15 protein-coding genes and 1 pseudogene are annotated in these 17090 nt (G+C 60.3%); 12 read left to right on the top strand and 4 right to left on the bottom strand.

Annotation, left to right across the window (positions count from 1 at the left end; genetic code table 11):
* Window positions 1-15: 15 nt before the first annotated feature.
* Together VWY34_RS04535 and ffh are read right to left on the bottom strand one after the other, a co-directional pair.
* Complete coding sequence (locus tag VWY34_RS04535; protein ID WP_416538322.1) at window positions 16-531, bottom strand: GNAT family N-acetyltransferase; 516 nt, start codon at window positions 529-531, stop codon at window positions 16-18.
* 5 nt (window positions 532-536) lie between these two features.
* Window positions 537-2066 carry a signal recognition particle protein gene (gene ffh, locus VWY34_RS04530; protein ID WP_416544500.1) on the bottom strand — a complete coding sequence of 510 codons (1530 nt, stop codon included), beginning with the start codon at window positions 2064-2066 and terminating at the stop codon, window positions 537-539.
* A gap of 463 nt (window positions 2067-2529) precedes the next feature.
* Between ffh and VWY34_RS04525 the strand changes: the two are divergent.
* The 4 genes and pseudogenes from VWY34_RS04525 (at window position 2530) to VWY34_RS04510 (ending at window position 7073) form a co-directional block, all read left to right on the top strand.
* Window positions 2530-4501: pseudogene (locus VWY34_RS04525) on the top strand (elongation factor G).
* A gap of 135 nt (window positions 4502-4636) precedes the next feature.
* Window positions 4637-5164 carry a prolyl-tRNA synthetase associated domain-containing protein gene (locus tag VWY34_RS04520; protein ID WP_340546508.1) on the top strand — a complete coding sequence of 176 codons (528 nt, stop codon included), beginning with the start codon at window positions 4637-4639 and terminating at the stop codon, window positions 5162-5164.
* A 107-nt stretch (window positions 5165-5271) separates the two neighbouring features.
* On the top strand, window positions 5272-6150 hold the full coding sequence (locus VWY34_RS04515; RefSeq protein WP_416544498.1) for a LysR family transcriptional regulator: 879 nt from the start codon (window positions 5272-5274) through the stop codon (window positions 6148-6150).
* Window positions 6147-7073: a DMT family transporter gene (locus VWY34_RS04510; RefSeq protein WP_416544497.1), complete on the top strand. Its 927-nt coding sequence runs from the start codon at window positions 6147-6149 to the stop codon at window positions 7071-7073. The genes VWY34_RS04515 and VWY34_RS04510 overlap by 4 nt, the downstream gene beginning before the upstream one ends.
* Here VWY34_RS04510 and VWY34_RS04505 read toward each other — a convergent pair.
* A complete protein-coding gene (locus tag VWY34_RS04505) occupies window positions 7062-7409 on the bottom strand; it encodes an ArsR/SmtB family transcription factor (RefSeq protein WP_340546511.1) in 348 nt (115 codons plus the stop codon). The two genes, VWY34_RS04510 and VWY34_RS04505, sit on opposite strands and share 12 nt — an antisense overlap.
* A gap of 96 nt (window positions 7410-7505) precedes the next feature.
* On the opposite strand from VWY34_RS04505, the gene VWY34_RS04500 reads away from it, so the two are divergent.
* The 7 genes from VWY34_RS04500 (at window position 7506) to VWY34_RS04470 (ending at window position 12196) form a co-directional block, all read left to right on the top strand.
* Entirely contained in the window at window positions 7506-8399 is an 894-nt protein-coding gene (locus VWY34_RS04500) for a DMT family transporter (protein WP_416538326.1), read from the top strand.
* Window positions 8400-8596: 197 nt separating this feature from the next.
* On the top strand, window positions 8597-8941 hold the full coding sequence (locus tag VWY34_RS04495) for an AtpZ/AtpI family protein (RefSeq protein ID WP_374015478.1): 345 nt from the start codon (window positions 8597-8599) through the stop codon (window positions 8939-8941).
* 27 nt (window positions 8942-8968) lie between these two features.
* On the top strand, window positions 8969-9772 hold the full coding sequence (locus VWY34_RS04490) for a F0F1 ATP synthase subunit A (RefSeq protein WP_340546514.1): 804 nt from the start codon (window positions 8969-8971) through the stop codon (window positions 9770-9772).
* Between the two features lie 57 nt (window positions 9773-9829).
* Window positions 9830-10054 carry a F0F1 ATP synthase subunit C gene (locus VWY34_RS04485; RefSeq protein ID WP_008562443.1) on the top strand — a complete coding sequence of 75 codons (225 nt, stop codon included), beginning with the start codon at window positions 9830-9832 and terminating at the stop codon, window positions 10052-10054.
* Window positions 10055-10140: 86 nt separating this feature from the next.
* Entirely contained in the window at window positions 10141-10686 is a 546-nt protein-coding gene (locus tag VWY34_RS04480; RefSeq protein ID WP_260112726.1) for a F0F1 ATP synthase subunit B', read from the top strand.
* A gap of 4 nt (window positions 10687-10690) precedes the next feature.
* Window positions 10691-11251: a F0F1 ATP synthase subunit B gene (locus tag VWY34_RS04475; RefSeq protein WP_260082157.1), complete on the top strand. Its 561-nt coding sequence runs from the start codon at window positions 10691-10693 to the stop codon at window positions 11249-11251.
* Window positions 11252-11446: 195 nt separating this feature from the next.
* Entirely contained in the window at window positions 11447-12196 is a 750-nt protein-coding gene (locus tag VWY34_RS04470) for an N-acetyltransferase (RefSeq protein WP_416538327.1), read from the top strand.
* 33 nt (window positions 12197-12229) lie between these two features.
* Here the strand turns inward: VWY34_RS04470 and VWY34_RS04465 are convergent, their stop codons facing one another.
* Window positions 12230-13000 carry a FadR/GntR family transcriptional regulator gene (locus VWY34_RS04465; protein ID WP_416544496.1) on the bottom strand — a complete coding sequence of 257 codons (771 nt, stop codon included), beginning with the start codon at window positions 12998-13000 and terminating at the stop codon, window positions 12230-12232.
* Window positions 13001-13620: 620 nt separating this feature from the next.
* On the opposite strand from VWY34_RS04465, the gene VWY34_RS04460 reads away from it, so the two are divergent.
* Window positions 13621-17076: a chromosome segregation SMC family protein gene (locus VWY34_RS04460; RefSeq protein WP_416548869.1), complete on the top strand. Its 3456-nt coding sequence runs from the start codon at window positions 13621-13623 to the stop codon at window positions 17074-17076.
* Window positions 17077-17090: the final 14 nt, after the last annotated feature.

Raw genomic sequence — 17090 nt, 5'->3', positions numbered from 1 at the left:
TAGCCGGGATCTGCATCATGCCAGTCCCCGCAGATCATGCACGATCACCACGTCGCCGACGCATTCGCCCTCTGCGTCGGGGTCGATAACACCGCCGAGACGCTGGCCCAGGGCGATTGATCGGTGGTTGTTCGGGTCGATAATATTGATCAGACTGTCCCAGCCGAAATTCTGTCGCGCCCAGGTCATGACAGCTTGCGCGGCCTCGGCAGCGATTCCCTTTCCTTCAGCTTCGGGGACGACGAACCAGCCCAGTTCCGGGCCGGGATAGCCGTCCGGTTGGTAAATCCCGACCTCGCCCGCATAGGCGCCGGTTTCTCGGATTTCGACACCGAAGGGGCCGTACCCACGAAGTGTCCAAAGTGCCACATCCCCGGCCCAGACTCTCCACGCTTCGCCGCGCGGCAGGATGCCACGCTCGTAGCGGGCGCGTTCGGACGCAAAGAACGCGGCCCAATGCTCAAAATCCTCAAGCTTGGGGGCGCGCAGCGTCAGGCGCTCGGTCTGAAGGGTAGGGATGGAGGCGATCATGCGGCTTATTTCTTCTTGCCGAAACCGGAGAGGCCGCCGGGCAGCCCCATGCCACCCCCGAGACCACCAAGCCCGCCGGGACCGCCGGGCAACCCGCCCTTGCCGCCCATCGCCTTGGCCGCCGCTTCTAGCGCTTTTGGGTCCATCTGGCTCGGATCCATGCCGGCCATTTCGGGCATGCCACCTTTGCCGAACATGCCTTTCATAGCCTGCTTCAGCATCTTGCCTTTGCCCATCTTACCCATTTTCTTCATGACGTCGGCCATCTGGCGATGCATTTTCATGAGCTTGTTGAGGTCAGAGACCTGCATGCCGGATCCTGCTGCAATCCGTTTCTTGCGAGACGCCTGGAGCAGGGCAGGATTGGCGCGTTCTTTCTTGGTCATCGACTGGATCATGGCGATCTGCTGACGCAGAACCTTGTCGTCGAACCCCGAATCCTCAACCTGCTTGGCCATCTTCGCCATGCCAGGCATCATCTGCATCATGCCCTGCATGCCGCCCATCTGGATCATCTGCTCAAGCTGCATCTTCAGGTCATTCATATTGAATTGACCCTTCATCATGCGCTTCATCATGCGCTCAGCCTGTTCGGCCTCGATGGTTTCTTGGGCCTTTTCGACCAGTGCAACGATGTCGCCCATGCCGAGGATCCGGCCCGCGATTCGATCCGGCTCGAAGGTTTCGATGGCGTCCATTTTCTCGCCGAGACCAACAAAGCGGATCGGCTTGCCGGTGACAGCGCGCATCGAAAGCGCCGCACCGCCACGGCCGTCGCCATCCATCCGGGTCAGGACCACACCGGAGATGCCAATTTTGGCATCGAATTCTTCGGCCACCTCAACGGCGACCTGACCTGTCAACCCGTCAACAACAAGCAGGGTTTCGCGGGGGGAGACGACATCACGGACGTCTTCGACCTCCCGCATCAACACTTCGTCGATCTGCAACCGGCCCGCCGTGTCGAGCATATAGACGTCGTAACCACCAAGCGCCGCCTGTTGTTTGGCGCGTTTGGCGATATCGACGGGTTTCTGGCCCGGAACGATGGGCAGTGTGTCGACACCGATCTGTGTGCCCAGCACAGCCAGCTGGTCCATCGCGGCAGGGCGATAGACGTCAAGCGACGCCATCAGGACGCGCTTGCCTTCTTTATCTTTTAGACGCTTGGCAAGCTTGCCGGTGGTCGTGGTCTTACCTGACCCCTGCAAACCGACCATCAGGATCGGCGCGGGAGGATTGTCGACCTTCAGCTGTCCGGGATCTTCGTCGCCGCGCAGCACGTCAACCAGTGCGTCATGGACGATCTTTACAACCTGCTGGCCCGGGGTGACCGATTTGGTCACGGCTTGGCCCGTTGCCTGCTCCTGTACGCGCTTCACAAAATCGCGGGCGACCGGCAGGGAGACATCTGCCTCGAGCAGCGCGACACGGACTTCGCGCAGGGCGGTCTTTACATCTTCTTCAGAGAGCGCGCCCTGTTTGGTCAACCGGTCGAAGACACCGGATAGGCGTTCGGATAGATTTTCAAACATGCCTGCGGCCTCCTATGCCGGTTTCGAAGTGGACGCCCCACATGTAGGGAGCAAATGATCCATGCACAATCGCCCCCACGGGCGTAACACGCTGGTGGGGGGCGATCCCTGACACGGGCAGGGACCGGAAGACTCATCATGGCTCCCGGATTTGCAGCATGCGTTACGCCTTTGTCCCGAGTGAGTCAACCCGGCGCGCCCAGACAGAGCGAGGGGGAGGCTGCCATGCGCTGGGTGCAACGGTTGACGTGAGCCACCTCCCTGAGGGAATATCGCAGGGAGACGGCACCTCGGCGACCACCTTCACGGGCGCTTATTCGGGTGTTCCCCCATATGACGAAACTACGGTGTCGAATAAGCGGCACCACGCGAGAGGCAGTTATTCTCAAGGCATCTGTTGCGGCAATCTAATGCCGCATTCCTTCATCGGGCGGCTTTGCAGCCATCAGAAGGATCATGACAGATGCGTGTATTTTCGATCATCGGCCCCTCCCAATCCGGTAAAACGGAGTTGGCAACGGCACTGGCGACACTTCAGGAGCCTGGGCAAAAACCACAGCACGCCACGGGCGTTGCAGATCTGCGAGCCTTCCAGTTCATGGAGGAAAACTGGGGGGTGATTGATATCGCCGGCGGGGTTGAAAACCTGGCCATCGCCGGGCCCGCTTTGGCCGCCAGTGATGCAACGGTGGTCTGCGTGCCTGCTGATCCCGCCGCCGGGGTCTTGGCCGCGCCCTATCTGCGTATGGTCGAAGAGGCGGGTGTTCCCGCCTTTCTTTTTATCAACCGTATGGATCTGGCTGCAGGGCGGGTGGCGGATATTGTTGCTGCGCTACAAACCTATTGTCGGCACAATATCGTACTGCGTCAGATCCCTATGCGGGCGGGTGGTGAGGTGATCGGGGCAGTAGACCTGATCTCCGAGCGGGCGTGGAAGTATCAGGAGGGGCAGCCCTCGGCCCTTGTGGCCTTCCCTGACAGTATCCATGCACGCGAGCGTCAGGCGCGCGGAGAGATGCTGGAGGCGCTGGCGGACTATGACGACGATCTGCTGGAGCAATTGATCGAGGATCGCAAGCCGCTGACCGAAGCGGTCTATGATGTCGCCACGCGGGTATTGCAGCACAATGACCTGATCCCTGCGTTGCTGGGGTCGGCGCTGCATCGCAACGGGATTGTCAGGCTTATGAAGTCCCTTCGGCATGAGGCCCCAGCAGTTGATGTTGCTGCGCAGCGGTTGGCGGGGGACGGAACGCCCCTTGCAGTGGGCTGCATCGGTGACCTCGTCAAACATCTTGGCAAGACAGTTGTAGTTCGCGCGCTCAGCGAACCTGTCGGGATCGGCGCACAGGTCGGTGGCGGCAACCTGGGGGCGATGACCCAACTGAACGGTGATGGCGGGCTTGCAAAGAACGGGGCAGGCGTCCAGACGCCTTCACGATCTGCGGGGAATGGCAGCAATGGTGCCTCATCTGATGCCGGTGAGTTGGCGCCAGGCGATATCGCGCAGGTGGTCAAGTCTGATCATCTCAGTCTTGGATATACCTATCTTAAAGACCACGCTGCGGAATTGCCGGACTGGGCGCAGCCACGCCCGGCAAGTTATCAACGGATCCTCACCCCTTTACATGATCGCGATGATGTCCGCCTTACCTCTGCTCTGGAAAGAATTGCTGAGGTAGATCCGGGGCTGCGAGTTGATCAGGATGAAATGAGCGGTCATGCGCTGCTCCACCTCCAGGGGCCGTTGCACCTGCGCCGGATTCTGTCGCTGCTAAAAGGGTCGTTTGGCATTGAGGTCAGTGACGAACCGGTGCCACCCGCCCTTCGGGAGACGATCACCCGTCCTGCCACAATCCATCATCGCCACCGCAAGCAGTCCGGGGGGGGCGGGCCAGTTTGCGGATGTCGTGCTGAGCATCGCCCCCGCAGCGCGCGGATCAGGGTTTCAGTTTACAGATGAGGTCAAGGGTGGTGCCGTACCCAAAGGGTATATTCCTTCAGTCGAAGCCGGCGCGCGAGAGGCTCTGCAAGCGGGTGTCAACGGTCACCCTGTGGTCGACGTGAAGGTAACCCTGCTGGATGGCAAACACCACTCCGTCGACAGTTCCGATTTTGCTTTCCGCACCGCTGGCAAATCTGCGGTGCGTGAGGCATTGGCGCAGGCCGGGTCTGTGGTGCTGCAACCGATTATGCGCGTGGAAATTCACGTACCCTCCGTCTTTACCGGCGGGCTGGTCCCCGTGGTGAGCGGAATGCAGGGGCAGATCCTGGGCTTTGCCGCCCATCCAGATGCCGCCGGGTGGGATGTGTTTGAAACCCTACTGCCTGTCGCCGCGCAGGAGCAGCTGTGCAACAGCCTGGCCAGTGCGACCCGCGGTACGGCGTGGTTCTCAAGCGGTTTCGATCATTATGAGGAGGCACGGCGGGTGTAGCCGGTCTATGGCAGACTGACCAACCAACATTGAAACGCCGGCGAAACTATGATGTTACCCCTTGCGTCCTTGTGGGTTTCTTATTGATCTGCTGACATCACGTGATTTGCAGAACGATAACAGCATGAGGCCGCAATGGATGCATCAACCGAGCTACAGGACAGCCTACCGGTTTCCTGCGATAAACTGCTGGCGCAGCTGGATGTCTGGGGCATCGGCTACCGGTTGCACCGCCATCCACCGCTGCGCACGGTTGAGGAGGCAAAAGCGGTCGAAGCGGAGTTCGTAGAGCCGGGGAAGACCGCATTGCGGTTGAAGAACCTTTATTTGCGGGACAAGAAGAAACGCAACCACCTGATCAGCTTGGAACAGGACCGCGACGTCGATCTGAAGCGTCTCGCCGCTGAGCTGGGGCTGGGGACGCTGTCATTCGGCTCGGCAGAGCGGCTGTTTCAGACCCTCGGTGTGCGCCCAGGAGCGGTGACGCCGCTTGCGATGATCAATGGTGTCGAAAGAGATGTGCATTTCTACATGGACAAGGCTGCCCAGCAGGTCGACCTGATCTACATGCACCCGCTGGTTAATGATCGGACGGTCGCGCTGAGCCGTCCGGCCTTTCTCGATGTGATGCAGCGTTTGGGTGTGGCGATCACCTGGGTCTGAACTGCTCAAACTCTGGCTGACCTTTGCGCAACTGCGAACCTTTCTCTGGCCGTCCTTGGTGGAATGTGCATGTTTGCAGTAAGTGGGGCGCAAGTTGAGAGATAGCCATGGAGAACTGGGACGAGGTACGCACTGCCTATCAGGTCGCGCGCATGGGGACGGTCAGCGGCGCCGCCGAAGTATTGGGGGTTCACCATGCCACGGTCATCCGCCACGTCGATGCTATTGAGGCGCGGTTGGGCGTGAAGCTGTTCCAACGCCATGCCCGTGGCTACACACCGACAGAGGCCGGGCAGGATCTGCTGCGCGTGGCACAGGCCACAGATGATCAGTTTGGCCAGCTTGTCGGTCGGCTCAAGGGGCACGGCGATGCTGTCTCGGGCGAACTGGTCGTGACATCGCTGTTGTCGATGTCCGCGCTTCTGGTTCCTGCACTGACCGAGTTTCAGCGTCAGCATCCGGAGCTGGTGATCCGGTTCCTGACCGGCAGCCGCCTGTTTCGCCTGGAATACGGTGAGGCGCATGTGGCGATTCGTGCCGGATCTCCGCCTGAGCAGCCTGACAACGTGGTTCAGCCGTTTATGCGTCAGCAACATGGGCTTTACGCCAGCAGGTCCTATCTGGAGCGGTTCGGCCCCTTGAACGGGCTTGAGGATATGCCCAATCATCGCTTCATTTGTAACGATGATATCGACAGCCGCGCGCCTTACTCCCGCTGGCTGCGAGCGCATGCCCCCGAGAGCGCGCTGTCGTTCCGCTGCGTCAATGGGGCGTCGATACAGGACGCGCTCTTGGCCGGGGCGGGGATCGGTTTTCTGACCAAATGGGAAGCTGCGCGGCATCCCGAGCTGACACAGATCATGGAGCCGCTGCCCGAGTGGAGTGGCGATTTGTGGCTGGTCACCCATGTGGATCTGCACCGCACCACCAAGGTTCAGAGCTTCCTCAGCTTTCTGAAAGCAGAAGCCAAGGCATGGGCTGAATGACACCGGCTCATCGTGGCCATCTGGCTATGCTGCTCTTCTCGGCGTTGGTGGCCGGATCGTTTTCGCTTGGCTCCATGGTCGCCAACGACATCGCTCCGATGGCCCTGAACGCGGCGAGGTTCATAATTGCTGCGGTTGTGATTGGCATTGCCGCCCAGGTGACTCATGGCTTGCGGCGACGGAATTTTCAGGCGCCCTGGCGCTTCATCCTTCTGGGCGGCTTCTTTGCGGTCTATTTTGTTCTGATGTTCTATGGCCTGCAAACGGCAGCGCCGGTCAGTGCGGCCGCCGTCTTTACGCTGACACCGGTTCTGAGCGGCATTTTCGGCTGGCTGCTGTTGCGCCAGGTTACGAGCTGGCGGATGGCGTTGGCTTTGGCGATCGGCGCGGCGGGCGCGATCTGGGTCATATTTCGTGGTGATCTGGCGGCGATCTGGGCGTTTGAGGTCGGTCGCGGAGAGGTGATCTATTTCTGGGGCTGCGTGGCTCATGCCGTCTATACGCCGATGGTGCGGCTGCTGAATCGCGGGGAACCTGCGGTGGTGTTTACCTTTGGTATGCTGGTTGCCGGGGCCATCATCCTGGTGGTGGTGGGTTGGGCTGATATCCGCGCGACGGATTGGGTCGGGCTGTCACCGCTTGTCTGGCTGGTTCTGCTTTATGTGGCGCTGATTGCCAGTGCCGCGACCTTTGTCTTGCTGCAATACGCGACGCTTCATCTGCCGTCCGCCAAGGTGATGGCCTATACCTATCTGACGCCGAGCTGGGTCATCCTGTGGGAAATCGCATTGGGTCGACCGGCTCCGGGCGGTATCGTGACGCTGGGCGTGCTCTGCACGATCTGGGCGCTTTGGCTTCTGCTGCGGGAAGGTCGCCCACCGATGGCAGCGGCAGAGGCTGGCGGATCGGCGTCAATCCGATGACAGATCGTTCGCCGGGGTTCCGAGTTCGGTTTCCAGGAACCGCTCGAACGCATCCAGATTGACGGGCTCGTACTGACCAAACCCCTGCATCCAGACACTGGCGGACCGCATGGCATCCGGTTGTAGCTTGCACCATTTGACCCGGCCCCGTTTTTCCTGCGCGATCAAACCGGCGCGGCTCAGGATCGTCAGGTGTTTGGAAATTGCCGCCAGCGACATGTCAAAGGGATCCGCAACGTCTGTAACAGCCATATCATCCTCCAGCAGCATGGTCAGAATGCTGCGTCGTGTTGGATCCGCAAGCGCGGCAAAGACAATATCAAGGGGGTCGCTCATTCTGACACACCTAAACCGCAGAATGCGGGTCGACAATCCCAAGCTGTGAACCCCATAACTCCCGGGTCAGAGATTGCAGCACCGGAGAGACGTGACATGGCACTGAAATATTGGGCGGCGATCTTTGTGCTGGGCATCGGTTGGGGCATGTCCTTCATGTTCAACGCTGTGCTGCTGCGCGAATTGGGGCCGCTGTCGGTTTCCATGGGCCGTGTCGGCTTTGGGGCGCTTGGATGCTGGATCTATGTTTTGGCGGCCCGCAAACGGGTGCCGGAGCAACCGTCGCGCTGGTTGGCTTTGTTTGGCTTCGGCGTATTGAGCTACGCTGCGCCCTTTGCCTTTTACGCACTGGGTCAGCAGCATATTGCCAGCGGCGTGGCCGGGATTCTCAATGCCTTTACCCCGGCGCTAGCAGTTGTTGTGGCGCATTTCTGGCCGGGTGGAGAGCGGGCGACAGTGCTGAAATCAATGGGTGTGATGTTTGGGTTCCTCGGTATTCTGGTGCTGTCGTTGCCGCTTTTGCAAGGGGGGCGGCAGTCCGAGATATGGGCCGTGCTCGTGACGCTTTGTGCGCCGCTGTGCTACGCGTTCTCAGTCAATATTGCCCGGCAGTTTCGCGATATGGATCCGGTGGTCCTGGTTGCCATCGCCCTGACCGGAGCAACAGCCGCGATCGCGCCGCTTGCGATCTGGGCCGAAGGCGTGCCTGTCATCACACGGCTGGAGACCTGGGGAGCGCTGCTGGTGATTGGCTTCATTCTGACCTCCGCCGCCTTTATCCTGTTCTACTGGGTTCTGCCGCGGGTGGGGCCAACCAATATTACCCTGCCCACCTTGATTGCGCCGGTTTCGGCTTTGGTGATGGGGGCCTGGGTGCTTCAGGAACCTCTTAAAATGGAGCATCTGGCGGGCATGGCTGCGATCTTGCTCGGGCTGGTGATGATCGACGGCCGTTTGGTTGGTAAAATCCGGCGCAAACCCGCGCTCTGAGGAAAATCAACCTTTTGGTTGAATATGAGTTTTCAGGGTGAGTTTCATGGGGCCGCTACGAAAAGTCATCCGCGGCCAAGAGGGGGTGTCTTTAATATTTATTATTTTCAATACCTTGCGCGTCCTGCCGCAGTGCAATCTGCGTTGTTGACTCTGGACCTAGGACTCCTTAGCACCGCATCAGAATTCACATGAGGATGGCGCCCGTGTCACAAGAGCCGGAAAAGCAGCGTTTGGCGCAGCTCGAGGCCAGGCTGGCAGAGGCGCGTAAGGCCCATGAGCCCAAGCCGCGTGTGGACGAACATTATTCGACGGCAAGCGATGCCTGGAGAATGGTGATTGAATTGGTGGCCGGTCTGATGATCGGCTTTGGCATCGGGTACGGTTTGGATCTTCTTTTTGGGACCATACCGATCTTTCTGGTGCTGTTCACAATGCTGGGTTTGGCGGCCGGGGTAAAGACAATGCTCCGCAGCGCGCAAGAGATCCAGGAAAAGAAACTGGCCGAAATGGCCGAACAAGATGCGCAAGACCGGGATTGATCCCCCGGCGACAGGAGAAACGGGACAATGGGCAAACTAATCTTTGGTGCAGCTTTTCTGCTGGTACTTGCGTCTGGGCTGTTCTTTGCGCCCGCTATTCCGGGGCTCCAGATTCACCCGACTGACCAGTTCCTGGTAAAGCCGCTGGGTGGCGCAGCAGAGCTGAACTTCTACACCCCGACCAACGTGACCCTGTGGATGGGGCTGGCGATTGTCGCAATCTTCGCTCTGATGGTACTGGGATCGTCCAAGCGCGCGATTGTTCCGTCGCGCATTCAGTCGGTTGCTGAACTTGCCTACGGGTTCATCTACAAGATGGTCGAAGACGTCACCGGTAAAGACGGTCTGAAGTTCTTCCCCTACATCATGACCCTTTTCATGTTCATCCTGACCGCGAACATGCTGGGCCTGATCCCCGGCAGCTTCACCACCACCTCGCATTTTGCCGTAACTGCGGTTCTGGCGATGCTGGTTTTTGTGACCGTGACCGTGACCGGCTTTGTGCTGCACGGCACCAAGTTCCTGGGCCTGTTCTGGGTCAGCTCCGCACCGCTGGCGCTGCGCCCGGTGCTCGCGATCATCGAACTGATTTCCTATTTCGTGCGCCCCGTCAGCCATTGCATTCGTCTTGCAGGTAACGTGATGGCTGGCCACGCGGTTTTGAAGGTATTCGCAGGTTTTGCAGGCGCATTGGGCCTGTTCAGCTTCCTGCCGATCTTTGCCATCACCGCGGTCTACGCACTCGAAGTTCTCGTGGCCTTCATTCAGGCATACGTGTTCACCATTCTGACCTGCGTGTACCTGAAGGACGCGCTTCATCCGTCGCATTAAGTCGCGGTTAGGTCCGAACAACAAGATCCTCAACTTCCAATCGTAAGGAGATACACAATGGAAGGCGAACTCGCACACATCGGCGCTGGCCTGGCTGGCATGGGTACTGGTATTGCTGCACTGGGTGTTGGCAATGTTGCTGCTAACTTCCTGGCAGGCGCTCTGCGCAACCCCTCCGCGGCTGCTTCCCAGACCGCAACCCTCTTCATCGGCATCGCATTTGCAGAAGCTCTGGGCATCTTCTCGTTCCTGGTCGCTCTGCTGCTGATGTTCGCCGTCTAAGACCCTTCGGAACCATTTTCCTTACGGCCGGGCGGTGTGGACGACTGCGCCGCCCGGTGTAACGGCAAGTTCCCTAGGAGGACGACATGGCAACTCAGACGCAGGACGCAGGTCACGGTGCCGCAGAGGCTGCCCACGGTTCGGGCGGCATGCCGCAGCTGGACTTCTCGACCTATGCGAACCAGATCTTCTGGCTCGTGGTCACGCTCGTCGTGATCTATTTTATCCTGTCGCGCATCGCGCTGCCCCGCATTGCGGCAGTGTTGGCCGAGCGTCAGGGAACCATTACCAACGACCTCGCCGCGGCTGAAGACCTGAAGGCCAAAGCCGTTGAGGCCGAAACCGCTTACAATCAAGCTCTGGCGGATGCCCGTGCCGAGGCTCAGCGCATCGCTGCTGAGACCCGTGCGGAAATCCAGGCAGATCTGGATGAAGCCATTGCCAAGGCAGACGCACAGATATCAGCCAAAGCAACGGAATCAGAAGCTGTCATCGCCGAGATCAAGGCCGGTGCCATCGCCAGCGTCGAAGCCGTCGCTGTAGATACCGCCGCCGAAATCGTCGCCGCATTTGGCGGCAAGGCAGACGAAAAAGCCGTCGCAGCCGCGGTTGCCGACCGGATGAAAGGATAAGAACATGCGCTCAGTATTGGCTCTTGCTCTGACCTTTGGTGCCACCAGCCCCGCGTTTGCGGCTTCTGGCCCGTTCCTGTCGATGAGCAACACCGACTTTGTCGTGACGCTCGCGTTCCTGCTGTTCGTCGGTATCCTGCTCTATGCCAAGGTGCCCGGTCTGCTGGGGGGTCAGCTTGACGCCCGTGCCGAAGGCATCAAGAAGGACCTCGAAGAGGCCCGTGCCCTGCGTGAAGAAGCCCAGACCATTCTGGCGTCTTACGAACGTAAGCAGCAGGAAGTTCAGGCGCAGGCCGACCGGATCGTTGCTTCGGCACGTGAAGATGCTGCCAAGGCGGCTGAGCAGGCCAAGGCGGATCTGGAAGTCTCGATCGCCCGTCGTATGACGGCTGCCGAGGAGCAGATCAAGGCAGCGCAGGATTCTGCGGTGAAAGAAGTACGCGATCAGGCCATCCTCGTTGCTATCGCGGCGGCGGATGCTGTGATTTCGAAGCAGATGACAGCGACAGAAGCCAACAAGCTGATCGACGCTGCTATCGCTGACGTGGACGCCAAGCTGCACTAACCTGCACTTGTTATCGGCGCGTATTAAAAAAACCCGGCTCATGTGGCCGGGTTTTTTGTTCGCCCAGCTGTGGGCTTGGCCATTGGAGTGGGGCGGTTGCTGACCTAAATGGTGGATCGGACGCGGGCCGAACGATAGAAGTGAGCCAAGATCCCGAGCCGGAGCTCGGGCCTCCAAGTCCCGAAGGAGACTCACATGCGCGCCCACCCGACGGCCATTGTCAGCCCCAATGCCAAGATTCACCCAAGCGTGGAAATCGGTCCGTTCTCGATCATCCATGACAATGTCGAGATCGGTGAGGGCACAAGCATAGGAAGCAATTGCGAACTCGGCGTTGAAACCCGGCTTGGGGATGGGACGCCGCTGCGGATCTCGGCACGCTCCAACATACGTTCACACAGTGTTTTCTATGAAAGCTCGACTTTTGGAGAGGGGCTGGTGACCGGTCATCGTGTCACCGTCCGTGAACTGACCTCGGCCGGACGCGGTTTCCAGATAGGCACTCTGGGCGATATCCAGGGTCATTGCACCGTTGGTGATTACGTCCGGCTGCACAGCAATGTCCATATCGGCCAAAAGAGCGTCATCGACGATTATGTCTGGATCTTTCCCTATGTTGTGCTGACCAATGACCCCCATCCGCCCAGCGAGGTATTGCTTGGCGCTCGGATCAAGTCATTTGCTGTGATTGCCACGATGACCACTGTCCTCCCCGGGGTGACTGTCGGCGAGGGTGCCCTGGTTGGAGCCTGTAGCGCAGTCACGAGAGATGTTGCAGATCATCGGATCGCGGTTGGGAACCCGGCGGTCGACAGGGGGGATGCGAATAAGGTCCGGCTGAAAGACGGCACCGATCGGCCAGCCTACCCGTGGAAGTCGCATTTCCACCGAGGATACCCCGAAGAGGTCGTGGCCGAATGGCTCGCGTCCTTGCCCGAAGCCTGACCCCGGCCGTGCTGAATGGGGTCGGCGCCTGGCTCAGGATTTGCTGATTTCGTGCTCAAGCCTCTGCTTGGCGATTTCCGCGTTGCGCAGGGTGCGCTGATGGCCGCTGAGCGCCTGTTTCACGTAATCCAGATGGGTTTCGACCGCCGCCCGCGCTGCATCCGGGTCGCGCGCCTGCAAAGCGGCGTTGATGGCGCTGTGCTGCGCGAGCAGGGCCTCGCGCGTGGTGTGCTGTTGGAACATGATCTGCCGGTTGTAGAAGACCCCCTCCCGCAGCAGGTCGAACATCGACCGCATCATATGCAGCATGACGACATTGTGGCTCGCATCCATGATCGCGGAATGGAACTGCGCGTCCAGAGCTGCCGCTTCCTCTGAAGTGGCAGGATCACCGGCCTGTTCCATCTTTTCAAAGATGGTCTGAATGACCTGAAGATCATAGTCGGAGCCGTATTTGGCCGCGCGCTCCGCCGCGAGGCCTTCCATGTCCCGGCGAAAGCTGAGGTAGTCGAAGACGGCCTCATCATGGCTGGCAAAGAGCTGGACCAGGGCAGGCGAAAAGGCTGAGCCGAGCACATCGGCAACAAAAACACCGGCACCGGCCCGCGACGTGAGCAGGCCTCGGCTCTGCAATTCTGCCAGTGCGTCCCGTAGGGATGGCCGCGATACGCCCAGACGCTCCGCCAGTTCGCGTTCCGCAGGCAACCGCTCGCCCGGTGTCAGGATGCCTCGCAGAATGAACTGTTCGATCTGGCGCACCACTGAAGCAGAGAGTTTTTCGGGCTGAACTTTTTGAAAGGGCATGATGATTGCCTTCTGAGGTGCGTTATTGGTCAAAACATATGACCACGCGGCAGGTGCGGCTGCAAGAGGGCGGCATCCATTCGGCAGACAACCTGCGCGTTCCATGCTAGCTGTGAGAGCAAGACCGAAGAATTTGTCACAACCGTCACGGTGATACACATGTTCGACCCGGCCAGATCCACGGTTCTATTCCGCTCGATTTTTACATTCCTCCTTGTCGTATTACTTGCCGCCTGCGATACCGCAAGTCCGCATTTTCGGGGCCAGACCGTGCAGAGGATTGCCGTGGACGGCAGCGTTTTTGATGTCAGGATGCGCGGTCGGTTGGCAGAAGCCGTTCGCGTCAACCCACAGTATGCGCCGCGGCTTGGACCGATCAGAGGTCGGGCGGCCCGTGCCATGGAATTGGCCAGTGGGTGTAGCGTGGGCTATGTACTGGGCGATCAGGCCGTGCTGGTCGGGCGATTGGACTGTGTAGCCGGTTAAGCGGGAAATAGAAAGTTATCCACAATATATGGTGGCGATATCGCGCTGAGCTAGCGGATTTGGGGGGCGGCCACATTGACAGTGGTGTAACAAACCCATGACACTTGGACCCCAATGAATCACAGGATATCGGCTTGCGCTTCTCGAAACTCAGACTGAATGGCTTCAAGAGCTTTGTGGACCCAACGGATCTGCTGATCGCGGATGGCCTGACTGGGGTTGTCGGACCAAATGGCTGCGGCAAATCGAACCTGCTCGAGGCGCTGCGTTGGGTGATGGGCGAAAACCGCCCGAAGGCCATGCGCGGCGGTGGCATGGAGGACGTGATCTTTGCGGGGACAAGTTCCCGGCCTGCGCGTAACTTTGCTGAGGTCAGCCTGCAAATCGACAATAGCGAGCGGCTTGCGCCGTCCGGGTTCAACGAAAGTGACAATCTGGAAATTCTGCGCCGCATCACCCGTGATGTTGGCAGTGCCTACAAGACCAATGGCAAGGATGTGCGCGCCCGCGACGTGCAGATGCTGTTTGCTGATGCCTCGACCGGCGCACATTCGCCAGCGTTGGTTCGACAGGGACAGATTGCCGAACTGATCAATGCCAAACCGAAAGCCCGGCGGCGTATTCTGGAGGAGGCTGCAGGTATTTCGGGACTCTACCAGAGGCGGCATGAGGCTGAACTGAAGCTCAAGAACACCGAACAGAACCTGCTGCGCGTGGATGACGTGATCGAGCAACTGGCTGCTCAGCTTTCGCAACTGGCCCGTCAGGCCCGACAGGCGCAGCGCTATCGTGATATCGGTGAGCAGCTGCGCCGGGCGGAGGGGATGTTGCTGTATCGCCGCTGGCGCGAGGCCGATGACGCGCGGCTTGAGGCAGAAGATGTCCTACGCGCGCGTGAGACGCAGGCCGCCAAGGCCGAGGCGCTGGCCCGTGTCGCAGATGGGAAGCGACTAGAAGCAGAGGGCGCATTGCCGCCTCTGCGCGAGGAAGAAGCGATCGCAGCGGCGGTCCTGCAACGTCTGTTCGTGCAGCGCGATGCGCTGAGCGATCAGGAGGCACAGGCACGCCAGACAATCGAGACGCTGACCAACCGTGTGGCGCAGTTGGGCCTTGATATCGAACGTGAAAGCGGGCTGAACCGGGATGCCGGCGAGACAATCGAGCGGCTGGACTGGGAACAGCGCGAATTGGCGCGGGCGGCCATTGGCCATGATGACCGCATGGCCGAAGCCGTTGAGCGATCCCGCGAGGCCGGATCTGTTCTTCAGGCGCGCGAAGAGCATCTGACGAGTTTGACCGAAGATGTGGCACGGCTAGCCGCGCGCCACCAGTCCGCGCAGCGCCAGGTTGAGGATTGCCGTCGCGCACTGAGTCGTGCGGAAGAGGAAGGCGGCAGTTCCCGCGAGGCGATGGCGGTCGCCCGCGAAACACTGGCCGAAGCCGAGGCCGCATTTGAAGCGGCAGTCGACGCTGAAGAAGAGGCGCGCGCAGCTGCTGAACTGGCAGATGAAACCCTCGCGGCGGCGGATGAAGCCCGCAATGACACCCAGTCGCGAGAAGCAGAGGCCCGTGCTCGCCGCTCCGAAGCTGAAGGAGAGCTGGGTGCGCTGCGTGCTGAGGTGACGGCCCTTGCGAAGCTGGTGGAACGTGACACTGCCGAGGGCGGGCATGTTCTGGATGAAATGCGTGTCGCCGCCGGTTATGAAAAGGCACTCGGGGCGGCGCTGGCAGATGATCTGCGTGCGCCTCTTGCTGAGATCGACGGGCCAAGTGGATGGGTTACCCTGCCGCCTTATGACGGCGATGCGGCTCTGCCTGCGGGCGCTGTGCCGCTGTCTCTGCATGTCAGCTGCCCGGCAGCGCTGCAGCGCCGGATTTCGCAGGTTGGTCTGGTCGACAGTGATGCCGCAAGAGACCTGCATTCGCGCTTGTTGCCGGGGCAGCGTCTTGTGACATTGGAGGGGGATCTCTGGCGCTGGGACGGGTTCCGCGCCTGGGCGGAGGATGCACCCAGTGCTGCAGCGCTGCGTTTGGAGCAGATGAACCGTCTCGAGACGCTGAAACAGGACATGGAGCATGTAGGAGCGCGTGCCGATGGCGCCAGGGCGGCACATGAGGTCCTGATGCGAAAGCTTGAGGAGGTGACCGCCGCTGATCAGGCCGCCCGTCAGGCGCGCCGGGTCGCGGATCAGCGCGTCGCCGATGCTGCGCGTGCGCTGAGCAGGGCCGAAAGCCACCGCAACCTCTCCGAAGGCAAACTCGAAACTCTCAGCATTGCAGTGACCCGCCATGACGAGGATGCAGCGGCGGCAAAGGCGCAGCTGGCTGAGGCTGAGACTGCGGTGGAGGGCCTTGAAGACCTCTCCGAAGCGCGCGCCAAGGTCGAGGATGTGAAGCAAGCGGTCGAAGCCGCGCGGATCACCATGCTGACGCATCGGTCAACGCAGGATGAATTGCGTCGCGAAGGCGAGGCTCGGACCGCACGCGGACAGCAGGTGACCAAAGAGCTCTCCGGCTGGCGTCATCGTCTGGACAGCGCCGAGAGGCGCATTGCCGAGCTGACCGAGCGTCGCGCGGCAACAGAAGACGAGCTGGAAGAGGCCCATGCGGTTCCAGCTGAAATTGCGGAGAGACATGACGAACTGAATGCCGCGATTGAAGAGGCAGAGGCGCGCAAGGCTGCCGCGTCGGACGCGCTGATCGGCGCTGAAACCGTGTTGCGCGATGCCGTGCAGGCCGAGCGCGAGTGCGCGCGCCTTGCGTCAGAGGCACGTGAAGCACGAGCCCGCTCCGAAGCGCGTTGCGATGCCGCCCGTGAGGCGGTGGGACATGCGGAGGCGCGGATCCGTGAGGAACAGCAGACCGTGCCGGACGACCTGTTGGCCCGCCTTGATGCCACGCCTGAAGATATGCCCAATGCAGAGGAGCTGGAAGCGGAGGTCAACCGTCACAAGCGCCAGCGCGATGCGCTGGGAGCCGTCAATCTGCGCGCCGAAGAAGACGCCCGTGTGGTGCAGGAAGAGCATGACCAGCTGGTCACCGAGAAAGCCGATCTGGAAGAGGCGGTGAAGACGTTGCGCGCAGGGATCGCCAGCCTCAATCGTGAGGGACGTGAACGGCTTCTGACCGCCTTTGAGGAGGTGAACGCCAGCTTTACCATGCTGTTCACCCATCTGTTCGGCGGCGGCGAGGCCAATCTGGTTATGGTCGAAAGTGACGACCCGCTGGACGCCGGGCTTGAGATCATGTGCCAGCCACCGGGTAAGAAGCTGTCAACGCTCTCACTGTTGTCCGGCGGAGAACAGACTCTGACCGCTATGGCCTTGATTTTTGCGGTGTTTCTGTCGAACCCGGCACCGATCTGTGTGTTGGACGAAGTCGACGCACCTCTGGATGATGCCAATGTCACCCGTTTCTGTGATCTTCTGGATGAGATGTGCCGACAGACCGACACCCGTTTTCTGATCATCACGCACCACGCGGTGACCATGGCGCGGATGGATCGGTTGTTTGGCGTGACCATGCAGGAGAAAGGCGTGAGCCAGCTGGTGTCTGTCGATCTCAAGAAGGCCGAATCTCTGGTCGCCTGAACCCTTGTTCAACA

The organism is Phaeobacter sp. JH20_02, assembly GCF_048056915.1.
Lineage (GTDB): Bacteria > Pseudomonadota > Alphaproteobacteria > Rhodobacterales > Rhodobacteraceae > Phaeobacter > Phaeobacter bryozoorum.
Note: the sequence above shows the minus strand (reverse complement) of the source record. Positions and strands in the feature narration are given on the sequence as shown.

Bases quoted from the DNA above. Each gene is read 5' to 3' on its own strand.
- VWY34_RS04535 (WP_416538322.1), bottom strand. From the start codon at position 531: ATGATCGCCTCCATCCCTACCCTTCAGACCGAGCGCCTGACGCTGCGC.
- ffh (WP_416544500.1), bottom strand. From the start codon at position 2,066: ATGTTTGAAAATCTATCCGAACGCCTATCCGGTGTCTTCGACCGGTTG.
- VWY34_RS04520 (WP_340546508.1), top strand. From the start codon at position 4,637: ATGGATGCATCAACCGAGCTACAGGACAGCCTACCGGTTTCCTGCGAT.
- VWY34_RS04515 (WP_416544498.1), top strand. From the start codon at position 5,272: ATGGAGAACTGGGACGAGGTACGCACTGCCTATCAGGTCGCGCGCATG.
- VWY34_RS04510 (WP_416544497.1), top strand. From the start codon at position 6,147: ATGACACCGGCTCATCGTGGCCATCTGGCTATGCTGCTCTTCTCGGCG.
- VWY34_RS04505 (WP_340546511.1), bottom strand. From the start codon at position 7,409: ATGAGCGACCCCCTTGATATTGTCTTTGCCGCGCTTGCGGATCCAACA.
- VWY34_RS04500 (WP_416538326.1), top strand. From the start codon at position 7,506: ATGGCACTGAAATATTGGGCGGCGATCTTTGTGCTGGGCATCGGTTGG.
- VWY34_RS04495 (WP_374015478.1), top strand. From the start codon at position 8,597: ATGGCGCCCGTGTCACAAGAGCCGGAAAAGCAGCGTTTGGCGCAGCTC.
- VWY34_RS04490 (WP_340546514.1), top strand. From the start codon at position 8,969: ATGGGCAAACTAATCTTTGGTGCAGCTTTTCTGCTGGTACTTGCGTCT.
- VWY34_RS04485 (WP_008562443.1), top strand. From the start codon at position 9,830: ATGGAAGGCGAACTCGCACACATCGGCGCTGGCCTGGCTGGCATGGGT.
- VWY34_RS04480 (WP_260112726.1), top strand. From the start codon at position 10,141: ATGGCAACTCAGACGCAGGACGCAGGTCACGGTGCCGCAGAGGCTGCC.
- VWY34_RS04475 (WP_260082157.1), top strand. From the start codon at position 10,691: ATGCGCTCAGTATTGGCTCTTGCTCTGACCTTTGGTGCCACCAGCCCC.
- VWY34_RS04470 (WP_416538327.1), top strand. From the start codon at position 11,447: ATGCGCGCCCACCCGACGGCCATTGTCAGCCCCAATGCCAAGATTCAC.
- VWY34_RS04465 (WP_416544496.1), bottom strand. From the start codon at position 13,000: ATGCCCTTTCAAAAAGTTCAGCCCGAAAAACTCTCTGCTTCAGTGGTG.